Origin of the sequence: Cyanothece sp. BG0011, from assembly GCF_003013815.1 — a bacterium.
Lineage (GTDB): Bacteria > Cyanobacteriota > Cyanobacteriia > Cyanobacteriales > Microcystaceae > Crocosphaera.
Map to the genome: position 1 here is coordinate 25,132 of NZ_PRLH01000010.1, position 15,263 is coordinate 40,394.

The 15,263-nt window shown below is 38.7% G+C and carries 16 protein-coding genes; 7 read left to right on the top strand and 9 right to left on the bottom strand.

Annotated features, from left to right (window positions below):
* Positions 1-10: 10 nt before the first annotated feature.
* The gene (gene pgk / locus C4E06_RS02970) at positions 11-1,213 is read right to left on the bottom strand and encodes a phosphoglycerate kinase (protein WP_107666740.1); all 1,203 of its coding nucleotides are present in this window, start codon (positions 1,211-1,213) and stop codon (positions 11-13) included.
* 169 nt (positions 1,214-1,382) lie between these two features.
* Here pgk and C4E06_RS02975 point away from each other — a divergent pair, with 169 nt between their 5' ends.
* The 3 genes from C4E06_RS02975 to rplY all read left to right on the top strand — a co-directional run bounded on the left by C4E06_RS02975 (position 1,383) and on the right by rplY (position 3,623).
* Complete coding sequence (locus C4E06_RS02975) at positions 1,383-1,796, top strand: universal stress protein (protein WP_107666741.1); 414 nt, start codon at positions 1,383-1,385, stop codon at positions 1,794-1,796.
* 154 nt (positions 1,797-1,950) lie between these two features.
* Positions 1,951-3,291: an adenylosuccinate synthase gene (locus C4E06_RS02980; protein ID WP_107666742.1), complete on the top strand. Its 1,341-nt coding sequence runs from the start codon at positions 1,951-1,953 to the stop codon at positions 3,289-3,291.
* Between the two features lie 29 nt (positions 3,292-3,320).
* Positions 3,321-3,623, top strand: coding sequence for a 50S ribosomal protein L25 (gene rplY / locus C4E06_RS02985; RefSeq protein WP_107666743.1), 303 nt, complete (start codon positions 3,321-3,323; stop codon positions 3,621-3,623).
* A 53-nt stretch (positions 3,624-3,676) separates the two neighbouring features.
* On the opposite strand, the gene C4E06_RS02990 is transcribed toward rplY, so the two are convergent.
* Positions 3,677-4,693: a flagellar biosynthesis protein FlgM gene (locus C4E06_RS02990; RefSeq protein WP_107666744.1), complete on the bottom strand. Its 1,017-nt coding sequence runs from the start codon at positions 4,691-4,693 to the stop codon at positions 3,677-3,679.
* A gap of 201 nt (positions 4,694-4,894) precedes the next feature.
* Here C4E06_RS02990 and C4E06_RS02995 point away from each other — a divergent pair, with 201 nt between their 5' ends.
* Positions 4,895-5,143 (top strand): hypothetical protein, encoded by a 249-nt coding sequence (locus C4E06_RS02995; RefSeq protein ID WP_107666745.1) that lies wholly within the window; start codon positions 4,895-4,897, stop codon positions 5,141-5,143.
* A gap of 78 nt (positions 5,144-5,221) precedes the next feature.
* A complete protein-coding gene (locus C4E06_RS03000) occupies positions 5,222-7,405 on the top strand; it encodes a hypothetical protein (RefSeq protein ID WP_107666746.1) in 2,184 nt (727 codons plus the stop codon).
* 71 nt (positions 7,406-7,476) lie between these two features.
* On the opposite strand, the gene C4E06_RS03005 is transcribed toward C4E06_RS03000, so the two are convergent.
* From C4E06_RS03005 to C4E06_RS03030, 6 genes are all read right to left on the bottom strand, one after another.
* Positions 7,477-9,129, bottom strand: a complete 1,653-nt coding sequence (locus C4E06_RS03005; RefSeq protein ID WP_107666747.1) for an acetolactate synthase large subunit — start codon at positions 9,127-9,129, stop codon at positions 7,477-7,479.
* A gap of 152 nt (positions 9,130-9,281) precedes the next feature.
* Positions 9,282-10,649, bottom strand: a complete 1,368-nt coding sequence (locus C4E06_RS03010; RefSeq protein ID WP_107666748.1) for an NAD-dependent succinate-semialdehyde dehydrogenase — start codon at positions 10,647-10,649, stop codon at positions 9,282-9,284.
* A gap of 235 nt (positions 10,650-10,884) precedes the next feature.
* Positions 10,885-11,148, bottom strand: a complete 264-nt coding sequence (locus tag C4E06_RS03015; protein WP_107666749.1) for a type II toxin-antitoxin system RelE/ParE family toxin — start codon at positions 11,146-11,148, stop codon at positions 10,885-10,887.
* An 8-nt stretch (positions 11,149-11,156) separates the two neighbouring features.
* Positions 11,157-11,393: a hypothetical protein gene (locus C4E06_RS03020; protein ID WP_107666750.1), complete on the bottom strand. Its 237-nt coding sequence runs from the start codon at positions 11,391-11,393 to the stop codon at positions 11,157-11,159.
* A 207-nt stretch (positions 11,394-11,600) separates the two neighbouring features.
* On the bottom strand, positions 11,601-12,221 hold the full coding sequence (locus tag C4E06_RS03025; RefSeq protein ID WP_107666751.1) for a Uma2 family endonuclease: 621 nt from the start codon (positions 12,219-12,221) through the stop codon (positions 11,601-11,603).
* 45 nt (positions 12,222-12,266) lie between these two features.
* Positions 12,267-12,950, bottom strand: a complete 684-nt coding sequence (locus tag C4E06_RS03030; RefSeq protein ID WP_107666752.1) for an SDR family oxidoreductase — start codon at positions 12,948-12,950, stop codon at positions 12,267-12,269.
* Positions 12,951-13,081: 131 nt separating this feature from the next.
* Here C4E06_RS03030 and C4E06_RS03035 point away from each other — a divergent pair, with 131 nt between their 5' ends.
* Positions 13,082-13,483, top strand: coding sequence for a DUF6335 family protein (locus C4E06_RS03035; RefSeq protein ID WP_107666753.1), 402 nt, complete (start codon positions 13,082-13,084; stop codon positions 13,481-13,483).
* A gap of 3 nt (positions 13,484-13,486) precedes the next feature.
* The gene (locus C4E06_RS03040; protein WP_107666754.1) at positions 13,487-14,374 is read left to right on the top strand and encodes a UbiA family prenyltransferase; all 888 of its coding nucleotides are present in this window, start codon (positions 13,487-13,489) and stop codon (positions 14,372-14,374) included.
* A 618-nt stretch (positions 14,375-14,992) separates the two neighbouring features.
* Here the strand turns inward: C4E06_RS03040 and C4E06_RS03045 are convergent.
* Positions 14,993-15,263, bottom strand: a 271-nt coding sequence (locus C4E06_RS03045) for a hypothetical protein (RefSeq protein ID WP_157951102.1), incomplete at its 5' end; no start/stop codon positions are given.

The window sequence follows — 15,263 nt, forward strand, 5'->3', positions numbered from 1 at the left end:
AATCGTAAAATTAAGCTTCGTCTAACGCTGCAATACCAGGTAAAGTCTTACCTTCAAGCAGTTCTAAACTTGCCCCACCACCGGTAGAAATGTGGCTCATTTTCTCAGCAACCCCAACCTTTTCAACCGCAGCAACAGAGTCACCACCGCCGATAATAGTTGTGGTTCCGGTGCCGGTTAATTCTGCTAAGGTATTAGCGATCGCTTCGGTTCCTTTGGCGAATTTTTCAAATTCAAATACCCCCATAGGACCATTCCAAATCACCGCTTTACAGTCAGCTAAAGCCTTCTTGAACACTTCAACAGAGTCAGGGCCAATATCTAACCCCATCCAACCATCTTCAATGCTTTCAACGCTGCTAATTTTAGAGTTAGCATCCTTAGCAAAATTATCCGCTAAAACTACATCGGTAGGAAGTAATAATTCCACTCCTTTCTCTTTCGCTTTTGCTTCTAAAGACTTCGCTAATTCTAACTTATCTTCTTCAACTAAAGACTTACCAACATTGAGACCACGGGCTTTATAAAAAGTGAAAATCATACCCCCACCGATGAGCAACTTATCACATTTATCGAGTAAAGTTTCAATCACACCAATTTTACTAGAAACCTTAGAACCGCCGATAATAGCAGCTAAAGGACGTTGGGGGTTTTCAATAGCAGCTTGTAGATATTGAAGTTCTTTTTCAATTAAATAACCAGCAACACTGGGACTTAAATGATGGGTAACGCCTTCAGTCGAAGCATGGGCGCGGTGGGCAGTTCCAAACGCATCATTAACATATAAGTCTGCGTTGGCGGCTAACTGTTTAGCAAACTCAGGATCATTCGCTTCTTCTTCTGCATGGAAACGAAGATTCTCTAATAAAGCAACCTGACCATTTTCTAGTTTAGCAATGGCTGCGGTTACAGAGTCCCCCACACAGTCGTCACACATGGTCACATCTTGTCCTAATAACTCCGATAAACGGGTCGCTACAGGCTTTAAACTCATGCTGTCGACCACTTTACCCTTGGGACGACCCATGTGGCTACAGAGGACGACTTTTGCCCCATTGGTGATTAATTCTTTAATGGTAGGGAGGGCAGCCCGAATACGAGTATCATCGCTAATGGTTCCATCGTCCAAAGGAACGTTAAAATCAACCCGTACTAATACGCGCTTTCCTGCGAGATCCCCTTGTGATAAATTAGCAACAGTTTTCTTAGACACAGTCAATATCCTCCAATGATGGCTCAATGATGCTTAAAAAAAGATTAAATCAGCTTGTGCTTAAATACAACCACCCCCAACCCCTGAGAGAATAAAATAGAGATGGGGGCAAGCGATCGCAGAGTATTGCTGATTGTACCTGAATCGGTATCTAGGAGAGAAATAAGTTATGTTTAAGACAATTTTGTTCCCGGTAGATCAGAGTCGAGAAACCCGTGAAGCGGTTACCACCGTGATTAATTTAGTCAAGACCTATGATAGTCGTTTAATCTTATTATCAGTGGTGGAAAAAACCCCTGACGGCCAGGGCATTTCCCAAGGGGGAATTATGACATCGACTGAGGCCGTCGCCCAATTATTACAAGGGGCCCAAGCTTTGTTTGCCGATCAAGGCATTGAAGCCGAAATTATTGAAAAGGAAGGAAAACCCCCGTTTATTATTTGCGATGTGGCTGATGAAATTAATGCAAACTTAATTGTTATGGGGTCACGAGGTCTCGGCTTAACCTCTGACGGGGCTTCAGAAAGTGTGACCAATTTAGTGATTAATCTTGCCCCTTGTCCTATTTTAATTATTCCTTAAATGCGATCAATTAAGGGATTCGGGTGTAGGGTGTAGGGTGTGGGGATTTCTTAATCAGTTTTGTATTGTCTAATTCTTAGCAAAAGGATTGACAAAATTGCTGTCAATCATATATAATGGTAGATTGTGTGAACTCTAGCTACTTTATAAAATCTTGGCTAACGTAATTGTAATCGGCGCTCAATGGGGCGACGAAGGAAAAGGGAAAATCACCGATTTATTGAGTCGTTCAGCAGATGTGGTGGTACGACCCCAAGGAGGGGTTAATGCAGGCCATACCATCGTTGTGCAGGGACAAACTTTTAAATTACACCTGATCCCATCAGGCATTTTGTATCCTGAGACAGAATGTATTATCGGTTCAGGGACAGTAATTGATCCTAAAGTGTTACTCGAAGAATTGGGACAACTGAAAAGCCTTAATGTGGCAACAGATAACCTTTTTATCTCCCAAACCGCCCATGTCACCATGCCCTATCATCGTTTGTTTGATCAAGCATCAGAACAAAGACGGGGGAAAAAGAAAATTGGCACAACTGGCCGAGGTATTGGGCCAACCTATGCCGATAAATCAGAAAGAACCGGCATTCGGGTGGTAGATTTAATGAACCCCGATGAACTCCAAGAGAAATTAGAATGGACAATTAATTATAAAAACGTTATTTTAGAAAAGCTTTATAACTTAGATCCGTTAGATCCTAAAGTTGTTATTGAAGAATATATCAATTATGCCGATCAACTCAGACCCTATGTGATTGATAGTTCTCTGAAAATTTATGAAGCCATCCAACAACGGAAAAATATTCTCTTTGAAGGGGCCCAGGGAACTCTACTCGACTTAGATCACGGGACTTATCCCTATGTCACCTCCTCCAATCCCATTGCGGGCGGGGCCTGTGTGGGATCGGGTGTCGGCCCGACGGTCATTGATCGCGTCATTGGAGTGGCTAAAGCTTACACCACCCGTGTCGGCGAGGGTCCCTTTCCCACAGAATTACACGGAGACATTGGTCAACAATTGTGCGATCGCGGGGCAGAGTTTGGGACCACCACAGGCCGCCGTCGTCGCTGTGGTTGGTTCGATGCGGTGATCGGTCGCTATGCGGTACGAGTCAATGGTTTGGACTGTTTAGCGATCACTAAGTTAGATGTTCTCGATGAGTTAGCCGAGATTAAAGTCTGTACCGCTTACGAATTAGACGGCCAAACTTGTCACCATTTCCCGAGTAACGCCAGTGAATTCGCCCGTTGTACCCCCATCTACGAAACCTTGCCCGGATGGCAACAATCAACGGAAAACTGTCGCAGTTTGGAAGATTTACCCCAGGAAGCTTTAGATTATCTCAAATTCTTAGCGGAATTGATGGAGGTGTCTATTGCGATCGTTTCCTTGGGGGCCAGTCGGGATCAAACCATTATCGTTGAAGATCCCATTCACGGGCCTAAACGGGCCCTGCTTGATGCAAACGGTGATCCGGTCACCAACCATGAATAACTTTATTAACTAAACAGAGAGTAATTCCTATGTCTTTATCCATTGAATGTAAAAAACGTCCCGAAAATGTTAAAGGTAATGCTTTACGTCGTGAAGGGATTATTCCTGCTACCTTATACGGTCATAATGGCACAGAATCCATACAATTAACCGTAGATCAAAAAGAAGCGGCCTTAATGCTTAGAGGGGTTACCGTTGATGAAACCGTCATTGATGTTAATATTCCTGATTTATCTTGGAATGGTCAAGCGGTTGTCAAGGAAATACAAGCACATCCTTGGAAACGTAATCTTATCCATCTTAGCTTCTGTTACGTTAAACCTGAAGCTTAAGGATTAATTATTTAATTGGAATTTTTAGAGGTTAACTGTTGTTAACCTCTTTTTTATACCCAAAACGCAAACGCAGCTAAACCCATAAACAAAACAGGGACTAACCATTTTAAAACGTCGTCTAAATATAACGCTAAATCACGATAACCTCCAGCAACTAAATTAATACTGGTAACAGATTCAACTAAAGCAAGAAACACTAATAACATTGCCCCCACAATCACTTTATCTTCTGCGGTTAAATAGTTCATTTTTGGGAGTTCTTGCCGTAAAATAAATTGATAAGTAATTAAACTCACCATCGTAGCCGTAGCTAAGGTAATTTGAGGAATGACTTGTGTGGGTTCTAACCAAAATACTAAATCTGACATTAACACAATTAAAGCCACAGGAAAAAGAACACGCCAAGCATAAAAATGAGAATGTCTTTGAACTTTAATTTGATAGTCAAATCTTGCATATTCCTGCTGTTCCGGTTGTAGATAATGACCGTGACTATGGGTACTAATTTCTGTGATCGACCAATTAATTAAAGAAATTTCATTACTAATTCCATTGAGTTCGTCTGCTTCTATGAAATGAATTTCTTCAGGGGAATAACTAAAGGATATGAGTTCAACTTTGATAGTTTGCTCATCAAAAGGAAACCGCTTTAAATCAAGACTGGTAGATAATTGTCCATAAAATCGCTGCCGATAAGTAACAATTCCTTGAGGATTAATGTGGACAATTTCATCTAATTCTTTATCTAGATGACGTTGATTAATAATATGTAGATTTGGATGCCAAACTTGCTCAAGTTTACATTGATAGGGAGAAGCATTGGGATTCGATAATGAAGCATCTAAACGACAATCATACCATTGCAAACCTAAATAAAAATCAATATAAACCGTTTGGTCTATTTCATTAATTTTGACCAAATCTAATGTATAAATTCCGACTAATATTTGAGTTATATGTGAGTCATTATCAGGTCTAGGAATGGCTTGATCATGGGGAATATACCAATGTTTTTGATTATTCTGGGTAACAGCTATTTGTATGTTTGGGGGTGGTTTAATTGTCATGAATTCTTGATATACTTGACAACTCAATGATCAAAAGTTGCGACTACATACTCTTACTTCTAGCCAATATTATAAAGCCGAACCTTAATGAAAGCTAAAAATTTTAGATTAGTTTTTGACCTGGACTACCTCAAGTATTAAGAACTGTTAAAAAATCACCCTCAGATAAAGGCTCTAGTAAAGTAACAAGAAACAAATATCATGTTACCCCCCGAACTCGACCTAGTTAATAATTGGATCTTAACTGAAATTTGGATTGATTCTACAGCTATACCTCCTTATGTTCTGATATTACTAGGAGATGATCAAGGTAATTTTGCTATTTATGACCCCAAAGAAAACTATCAGCTTGTTTATGCTTGTTCTAGTTATGAAGAAGCAAAATTATGGTTATTAGAAGATGAATATGAGAGAGTTGAAGGAAGAATTTTAATTGAAGAAATCGCCTAAATTTTGTAAGATGTGCAAATATTTAATATCCTCGTAAAACAGAAAGAGAAGAAACAAGTTAAAAAAGTTTCATGATAAATGTTAATTTTACACCTTGAACTGGGAAAACTATTAAGAGAGGATGGGCGAAAGATTATTTTTCTTTTCTGTCATCAAAAAGCCTCTTCATTGGTCAGAAAACTTAGCTTAATTATTATGATCTCTTCCCGTTTTAATCGTCGTCAGTTTTGCCGTAGTACCGCTTTATTAACACTAGGGTTACTAACTAAAGATTTTCTCTTTTCATCTCAGGCGATCGCCGATGAAACCCAACAAAATAACTTGATACAAGAAAAATATATCATTTTTGTTCCTTTTGTCAAGGCTCGACAAGGGGGCAAAATGAATTTTAACTTATACTCTGGTGAATCCTATTTACTAGATATTCCTTCCCATTGTCGTAACCAAATGACTATTCAAGTTAAAGGGATTGGATCTCAAGGAAATGATTGCTTTTTTGAACTTTATACGCTATACGATTCTCAAGTAAGATTAGGTTATAAAGTTTATGAAGCAATAGATCAAACGAAGTTCTTAAATAATTATAGTAAAAATCTTTGTAAGTCAAAATACGAGCAAGTAGAAGATGGTCAAGCTATTAGTGGTGTAGAATTAGAGTTACTAGATTATGTAATTTCTACCTCTAATTTAGATGAAACTATCAAGAATCGCTATGAAATTGCTAGTAAAAATTCTCGTCTCTTAAAAATTGCTGAGACAATCAATATTACTTTAGAGGAGTCAGCCCTTAATCAAGAACAAAAAAGGCTTATAAAGGGAACTTTTGAATATATTAAGTCAAGTCTTCCCATTCCCAACTGGCAAACATTAACTCAACTTGATTCTATTATTTATAGTTCAGACCTTTCTGATTCTCTTAAACAAACTTATGGTTTAGGGAGTGCTATTTCTAGAGCGTTAACTGTCGATTATCTCATTAGGGACGAAATTAATAATAATCAACAACTGAATTCAGATAGCAAGGAAGAATACTTATCAATTTATCAAGCTATCAGAGATGGTAAAGAAGCTCCTAACCCTGACGATATTCTAGGTTTTGATGACTTTATTTTACACTCTGATTTACCGGCTAATGCCAAAATTGTTTATGTAAGCACTTATCTACAAGGAAAGAGAGATAATCAACAAGATTTGACCGACCAGATTAATGATTTAGTTGACCAAGGGGAAGAGGTTCAAGACCTATTAAAAGAAGCCTATCGCAAAGGGGGAAATGTGACACCTGCTTTAACTAAATTAGTTTCTGCCGTTGGTCTTGAAGCATCAACAGGGGTGCCCATCGCAACCTTATCAGGGGCGGCTGCTACCAATAGTACATTAGCATTGTTAGGGGGAGGTTCGATTGCTTCTGGTGGTTTAGGAATGTTAGGAGGATTAGCCGTTGTTACCGGAGGCGCGGCCTTAATTGGTGCGGCTGGCATTGTCTCCATTGGATTAGTCTCACAAATGGATTCAGAAGACTTGACCAATCTAGGAATTGCCATTAGTGGCGGAACACTCATAAGTATGACAGCCATGTTTGCAACTTGGACGGCAGCGACGGCGTTAGGGGTTGCTGGTACTTTATCGGGGGCTGCTGCTATTACAACCACGATGGCAGCGTTAGGTGGCTTAAGCGTAGTGACAGGGGGAGTTGCATTAGTTGCATCGGGAACCGCTTATATGATTTGGTCAGTTTTACAGTCTCAGAAAAAACGAGATCAAGGACTTTTAGAGCAATTAGAAACACGACTGTATACCTTGACTGAACAGCCTATTATGGGTTCTTTTGAAGAGTTAGTAATCAGTGGAATACAAGATCACTATTCAACAGAAGAAGGGTTTGCTGCACCGAATATTCCTCTAAACTTACTGGTTAATGCCCATAAAAGCTGGTTAACCCTTGAAGCTGATGAAAAAGTGATTAGTTTAATCGATAGTAGTATCTGGGATGATAGCAAAGAAGGACTTGCTTTTACCAGTAAGCGTGTAATTTGGAAAAAAGCTTTTTACAACACGGAAATGGTATCTTATGGTGATATTGTAGAAATTTTGAATAATCCTACTTTGTGGAAAAGTGATCTCAAGAAGTATCAAGAACTATCAGATAAAATTCAAACATTGTCGAAGTTTTTATCTGATGAAATAGATAATAAAATATTAATCGGTTTTTTGGATAAAGTAAGTCAAAAATATCAACTCGCCGTTGCCTTAAATCAATAATTACGGATAAAAATGGTTTCTTGACAAGCTTTAAAAGTAGGGTGGGCAATGCCCACCCTACTTTTAAAATTTTACTCCCAAACTTGACAACTTAAATCCCCAGATTTTTGCGAGAAACGGATATTTTCTTGATAGTCAACTGGACAATCAATAACAGCCGGAACCCCTTGTTCTAAGGCGGTTTTCAAAGTAGGAACTAAATCATCAGCCGACTCGACTCGATACCCTTTTAACCCCATACTTTCAGCAAATTTAACAAAGTCTGGATTCGTAAACTTAATGAAAGAAGACTTACCAAATTGATTGATTTGTTTCCATTCAATGAGACCATAACCATTGTCATTGAAAATTAGGGTAACAAAAGGCGTACCGGCCCGTAAAGCCGTTTCTAACTCTTGACAGTTCATCATAAAACCGCCGTCTCCTGTGACTGCAACCACCTTCTTATCCGGTGCCACTAACTTAGCTGCGATCGCCCCAGGAATGGCGATCCCCATCGCAGCAAACCCATTAGAAATGAGACAAGTATTCGGGGTATCACAATGATAATGACGGGCCATCCACATTTTATGGGCCCCCACATCAGAGATGACGATATCTTCTGGCCCCATGACCTGACGGAGATCATAGATAATTTTTTGGGGTTTGATGGGAAACCCTTCATCATGGGCATAATGGTCATACTCTGTCACTAATTTAGTGCGAACACCAGCAGCAACAGACGTTGATTTTCCTTGGCGATCGGCCCGTTTTAAAATATCCATTAAGGAGTCAGAAATATCTCCCACCACTTCCACTAAAGGAATATAACTGCTATCAATTTCCGCCGGAGTCATACCAATATGGATAATGGGGGTGGTTCCTTCCGGGTTCCATTTTTTGGGGGAATATTCGATTAAATCATACCCCACAGCAATCACCAGATCGCTTTGTTCAAAGGCGCAGGTAATGACATCTCGTTGTTGGAGTCCCACAGTCCATAAGGAGAGAGGATGGGTGTAAGGAACGGCCCCTTTACCCATAAAGGTATTCGCCACGGGAATATTGAGCGTGGTGGCAAATTCTGTTAACGCTTCACTCGCATGGGCCCGAATAGTGCCATTGCCCACTAAAATTAAGGGGTTTTTGGCCTTAGAAATCGCCATGGCCGCTGCGTTTAAACTGCGATAGGAAGCGTAGGTTTTTTCTTGGTCGTCCCGTTTTAAGGGTTGGCCGTCAACCGGCATGGCTGCGATATTTTCAGGGAGATCGATATGAACTGCCCCTGGTTTCTCGCTTTGTGCCAATTTAAAAGCTTTTCGGGTGACTTCTGGAGTAATACTAGGCCGAACAATTTGTTTGTTCCATTTCGTTACTGGTGCAAACATGGCCACTAAGTCCAGATATTGATGGGACTCGATGTGCATTCTATCGGTTCCCACCTGTCCCGTAATGGCCACTAAAGCCGCACCATCTAAGTTAGCATCGGCTACCCCAGTCATCAAATTGGTTGCCCCTGGTCCGAGGGTAGATAAACAGACCCCTGCTTTACCGGTGAGTCGTCCATACACATCGGCCATGAAAGCGGCCCCTTGTTCATGACGAGTGGTGATAAATTGAATAGAAGAGTCTTTGAGTGCCTCAAGGATATGTAAGTTTTCTTCCCCTGGCAAGCCAAAAATGTACTCTACCCCTTCATTTTCGAGGCATTTCACTAATAATTCTGCTGTGTTCATTTCCCCCATCTTGTTTGTTCCCTTAATACTGATTAGTCAATAGTGACTCCCGAAATCCTCTTATCCAGATTATTTCGGGAGTTTAGGATGGATTATCAAATTTCCCTTAGTCTAATTTAACGAAAGATCCTTGACAAAAACCACTGTTTATGGTCGATTCCTCATTTAATCCACACGGTTTTAACATTAAGAAATTCTTGCATTCCTTCGATGCTTAATTCCCGTCCGTAACCCGATCGCTTGATTCCCCCGAAAGGTAGGCGAGGGTCAGATTTGACCATACCGTTGATAAAGACACATCCGGCTTCAATCTCTTCAATTAAGCGATCTTGTTGGGCCGGATCATTGGTCCAAGCACTAGACCCTAATCCAAAGATGGTATCATTAGCTAATTCAATAGCTTCATCGATATCCTTAACCCGGAAGAGTAAAGCCACCGGCCCAAAGAATTCGTCGTAATAACCAGGAGAATCTACAGGAATATCCGTTAAAATAGTCGGTTGATAAAAGTAACCAGGGCGATCGCTGACCACTTGACCTCCTAATAGTATTGTCCCTCCTTTTGTCACGGTTTCTTGAACTTGTTGATTGAGTTCTAATAACATTGAGGCATTAGCCAACGGACCAATGTCGGTGTCTTCTTCCATGGGGTCCCCTACTTTGAGGGCTTTAAATTTTTCTACGAGTAATGCTTGAAATTCATCGGCGATGGACTCGGCTAAAATAAAGCGTTTTGCAGCAATACAAGACTGACCATTGTTTAACATTCTAGCCGTGACGGCAGTGGTGGCTGCTGCTTCAATATCGGCACTTTCTAGGACAATAAAGGGATCACTACCCCCTAATTCTAAAACAACTTTTTTAATCTGTTTACCGGCTGCTGATGCTAAACTAGCCCCGGCAGGTTCACTTCCGGTTAATGTCGCGGCTTTTACCCTAGGATCATTAATAATCGATTCTACCTGAGACGCACCGATCAGTAGAGTTTGAAAACAACCTGCCGGAAACCCTGCTTCTGCGAGGATAGCTTCAATAGCTAAGGCGCATTGAGGGACGTTAGAGGCGTGTTTGAGAATGCCTACATTACCGGCCATCAATGCAGGGGCAGCAAAGCGAAAGACTTGCCACAAGGGAAAATTCCAAGGCATCACGGCTAGAATGACCCCTAGGGGTTGATAACGGATAAAGCTACGACTGGCATCCGTTTCGGCTTCCACATCTTTGAGAAACTCAGCAGCATTGTCTGCGTAATAACGACACACCAAAGCGCATTTTTTGGCTTCTGCGATCGCGCTTTTGATCGGTTTACCCATTTCTAGGGTCATGGTTTCCCCTAGTTTACGTTGATCTCTTTCTAAAATATCAGCAGCCGCCTTTAACCATTGACTTCTTTGTTCAAGGGAGATTTTGCGATACTGTTTAAAGGTCGTCTCTGCTAAAGCCAGTTTAACCTCAATCTCGTCTACCGGTGTCGGTTCAAAGATTTTTACTGTTTCTCCCGTTGCTGGGTTAACTGTAGCGATACCCATTGTTCCTCCTAAATTCCCCTAAGTGTGTACAATCATAGTGATCCCTTCTTTAGTGTGCTATTACTACACAAAAGTTAAGGGGATTTTTTGGGAATTTTTAACATCTATTTCTACATTGACTCTTTATGAAGAGCATCAACTAAAAAATTAATATTTCTCTACATAAGTTTGCTTGTTGCAACAAACTATCCTCTTTTGGTAGCGCAATAGTATTTATTATTTAAAATATACTTATCTAGTTTCGATAGATTTGACGACGATGACCAATTTTAATAACTAAAATAACTAAAATATCTTTTTCTATTTTATAAATAATTCGATATTCACCTACCCTTATTCTTAGTCTTCCCTGTCCGTTTTTTAGTTTTTTTATACCAGAAGGATAAGGATTAATTTTTAACATATCAATTTTATCTCTGATTCTTTCTTGAACATCTCTAGGAAGTTTAGAAAGTTCTTTTTTTGCGCTTTTTAAAAATTCAATTTTATATTCTGTCATATTTTAAATTATAAGTTTAAATCTTTTTTGACATCTTCCCAAGCAATTCTTTCTTGATTTTTAGGGTCATTTTCAGCTAGTATAGCATCTCGTATATCTAATAAGTCCTCTAATTCTTCTACATCAATTACTGTTAACTTACCTTGACTAATTTGTTGTAATAGTTCATCAACAGACAAGTTTAATTCATTAGCAAGTTTGGTAATACCAATAAGAATATCTTGAGATAAGGTTACTTGAGTCATAATAGTTTAAAAATGTATTGTTTGAATTAGTTGATCTTTTATTTTAAAGGGCTTTATGGTTTTGCTCCTTTACTCCTTTACTTTACCATCTTTATATTTTATAATTAAGATGTATTCAGTAATTCCCTCAAAAATCTAAACTTATCTTAAAATATCATAATAATGAAAATTTTGCGCACCCTACGTAATTAATCGGACAACATATTATTATTTAACAAAAGAAAATAGTTGATCACAGTTTAACTGAAGGTTAGGAAATAAGGCAGATTTAATAATATCTCCTTGACGTAACAACACTTTTTGATATTCATCATTAACTAACTGACAAATTGTTATAGTCGGTTGTTTAGGACTCCCAATATAGTATTTTCCTCCAATTCCTAAATAATCAACAATCCAATATTCAGGAATTTTTAAAGACTCGTAATCTTCATATTTACGTGCATAATCATTTTGCCAGTTATTACTAACAACTTCTACCACTAATTTAATAGTTGTTCCCAATGTAATCACAGGTTCATGACTCCAAAGAGGTTCATTTTTTAAAGCATTTTCATCAAGAATAATAACATCAGGACGAAACGCACTAATAGAACTCAAAGGTTGAATTAAACAACGATGAGGAATAAAAAAGGGTAGATTAAAGCGATCAATTTCAACATTGAACTTTCGACTAATGAAAGCTGCTACTTGTTCATGGGTTCCTGTCGGTTCCAGATCAACTAATTCCCCATCAATCAGTTCATAACGTTCATTATCTCCATATTGACTAATAAATTCATCAACATTGATGCCGGTAATAGTTGGCGATCGCATAATCAATTCCATTAATAATAATCTGTTTATATACAATAGGTAAATCTAAACTTTAATCTATGAAACCGTCAAAGATTGACCATTATTCTTGGCAGTTAGCTTTAAAATAAAAGGAGCAGCTTTTTTGCTCCATTGCTCAGGAGATTCAAAACCATTAGCATTTTCTCCCCAACAAGTTTGTAACATTTCAGTGTTAATAATGCCTGGATTTAACGCAATGATTCCGATTCCTTTAGGAACTTCTTGAGCTAATCCTTGGGATAACCCTTCAATCGCCCATTTTGAAGTACAATAGGGAACCACTTCAGGAGAGGTTGAACGACCCCATCCCGAACTAAAATTAACAATAATGCCTTTCTTTTTTGCCATCATCGCCGGCAAAAATCCCCTAATGGTTCGTACCACGCCATTAATATTAATATCGGTTAATTGAATAAAATCTGCTTCACTAATTTCCCATAAAGGTAAAGGTTGATTAATAATAGCTGCATTGTTGATTAAAAAATCAGGGCTTCCCCATTGTTCGATCACTCGATTGCTCCATGTTTGTACTTGTTGGTTATTAGATAAATCAACCACATCAAAATCATGATTCGGGTAAAGATGATTGAGTTTTTCTATCTCCTCAATAGAACGACCACAGCCAATAATTTTATGGCCTTTTTTAATTAATTCTTCTCCTAAAGCTCTTCCTAATCCTTTAGTGATTCCTGTAATAATAATGGTGAAAGATTCTTTCATTTTAATGGTTAATGCTCTACTAATAGTGATTATCTCATAGAAACCTAGTAACTCTACCGTTTGGAAGATGAACAGGCTTATTTTTAGTCGTTAGGGTAATAAATGATAACTAAATTAATTATCTTATTATTATGGTACAGACAAACAATTCTTCTCAACCGTTATCTTCATCTAATCCTAACGAAATACCCGATCGCAAAATCACTGAACCCTCTGAACCCAATACTATTCCCCCAGGAGTCAGCGACCGCAACACCGGAATGGGTGCAACCCTCGAATCTGATGACTATCGTCTTGCATCGGGAGAAAACACCACTGCAGGGGACCCGGACGCGATGACAGAACAAGCTAAAGTGGTCGGAGAAGAAGCGATCGGTGGTGATACTCCCACACCGGATCAAAATAATGTTGATGACATTGGAGACGCAACAGGGGTTGACTTTGCACCTTCAGAACCGGTAGAAGTGTTCGACGAAATGCAACAACGAGATCGCGATCGCTTTGAACTTGATCCCAATTCTAAAGAATCTTAATCAGTGAGTAAAAATCTTAACTTATTTAATCAGCAAAAATGGCGTAATTTCTTCTTAGAAACCCTTATTTATTCTAATATTTGGGTGGCTTCTGCCATTGCCTCCCTTTGTTTTAGTTTTCAATTGTTGATGGGACTTCCCTTAGATTGGCGATCGCCGTTATTTTGTTTCGGGGCTGCTTTAATTCCTTATCATGTGGATCGGGTAGTCGATGCTTATGTTCAAAAAAGTCCCGATCGCAATGTTCAATCTTATTTTCAAAAGCCAGGGTTTTTAGTTTGGTTTTTGATAGTTTTAGGATTGACTGTTGTTGTTACCCTATTATGGTTTGCACCGACTGCTGTTCGCTACGTTAGTTTAGTGGGTATTTTGCCTTTAATTTATGGGGTTCCTTTGTTTCCTGGATCAAATCAATGGTATCGACTTAAGGATATTCCTGGGTCTAAAGCGTGGATTGTGGGTGGTATTATTACTTATGCTGTTGTTAGTTTGCCTTGTGCGTATGCTAACTATCAGCCTCAAGGACTTCCTTTTATTTTGACTACCTTATTTTTGTTTATTTTCATTGTTACGAATTCCCATAGTTTTGATTTACGAGATATAGACTCAGATCAAGAAAAAGGAGTGATTACTTTACCTTTGATGATGGGAATAGACAGAATGAAAATTTTACTATCTATTCTCAATGTATCGGTGTTAGTGCTATGGGTTTGGGCTTGGTCATCTTTCTTACTACCATTTAACCCAGAGATAATAATTGCTATTTTTATTACTCTGTTGTATTTACAGATACTTAAGCCCTCAACCCCTCGACCTATTTATTCAGTGGTTATTGATGGCTTTTTATTTGTTCCTTTGTTAGTTCAGGGATTATTTCATTTTGTTACATAAATAAATCCCCCTGATTAAGAGGGATTGTTTTTGTTACAAACAGTGTATAAGTTTTACACTAATAAATCATCAATAGATAATTAACTAATAGAAATACTAATAACTGTTACTACGCCAATAGACCATACAATAAACGACCAGATCCAGTTGACTATCATTAAGTTAGCCTCCTCATACTAATTAATAAGCGTTCCCTTGATATCATCCCTCAATAAAGATGAATTCAGTTAGGGAAAATTGAAACAATGTAACCCGTTGATGCTCAGAGAGTTTCAAGGCGATCGCAAAATTTATAGTTGCTGATGGTGATGGTTTTTGACAAACTCATTGAAGATACCTCCACGATGCTCTAATTCGGCATACAATACACGATGACTGTATAATTATTGTCCTATAAAAACAACTAATTTATTGTTGATAGTGAACCAACATAGACCCATTAAGCTTTTCTATACATACTATAGCAAATTATTCAAGTTGTTGCAATAAAACTTTACATAAAGGGTAAGTTAAGGGCGATCGCTTAGTGTCTATGGACTCATAGCAGTTATCTTGATGAGATCAGCAAGGATCACCAATTGGTGATCCTTGCTGAATACACTTGATACAATTTAAAGGTTAGTTAAAGCCCCAGTTAATGGTAGGTTTAACTCCTGCTTTATCAACGACAGCATAGTTAATATCTGTAAATTGAGACGGAGATAATTTAAAGATCCAATAACTATTAGTTCCGTAACTTTCTCCTGTTTCATCACACATTACTTTACCGGCCCATTCATCGGCAGGATCTTCGGCATCGGTGAGTAATTTAATGCCACAATCATTGAGTAATTCTTTCATTTTTGCATTCATTTCTTGGGCATTGGGATTATCAGATAAGCCATATTCT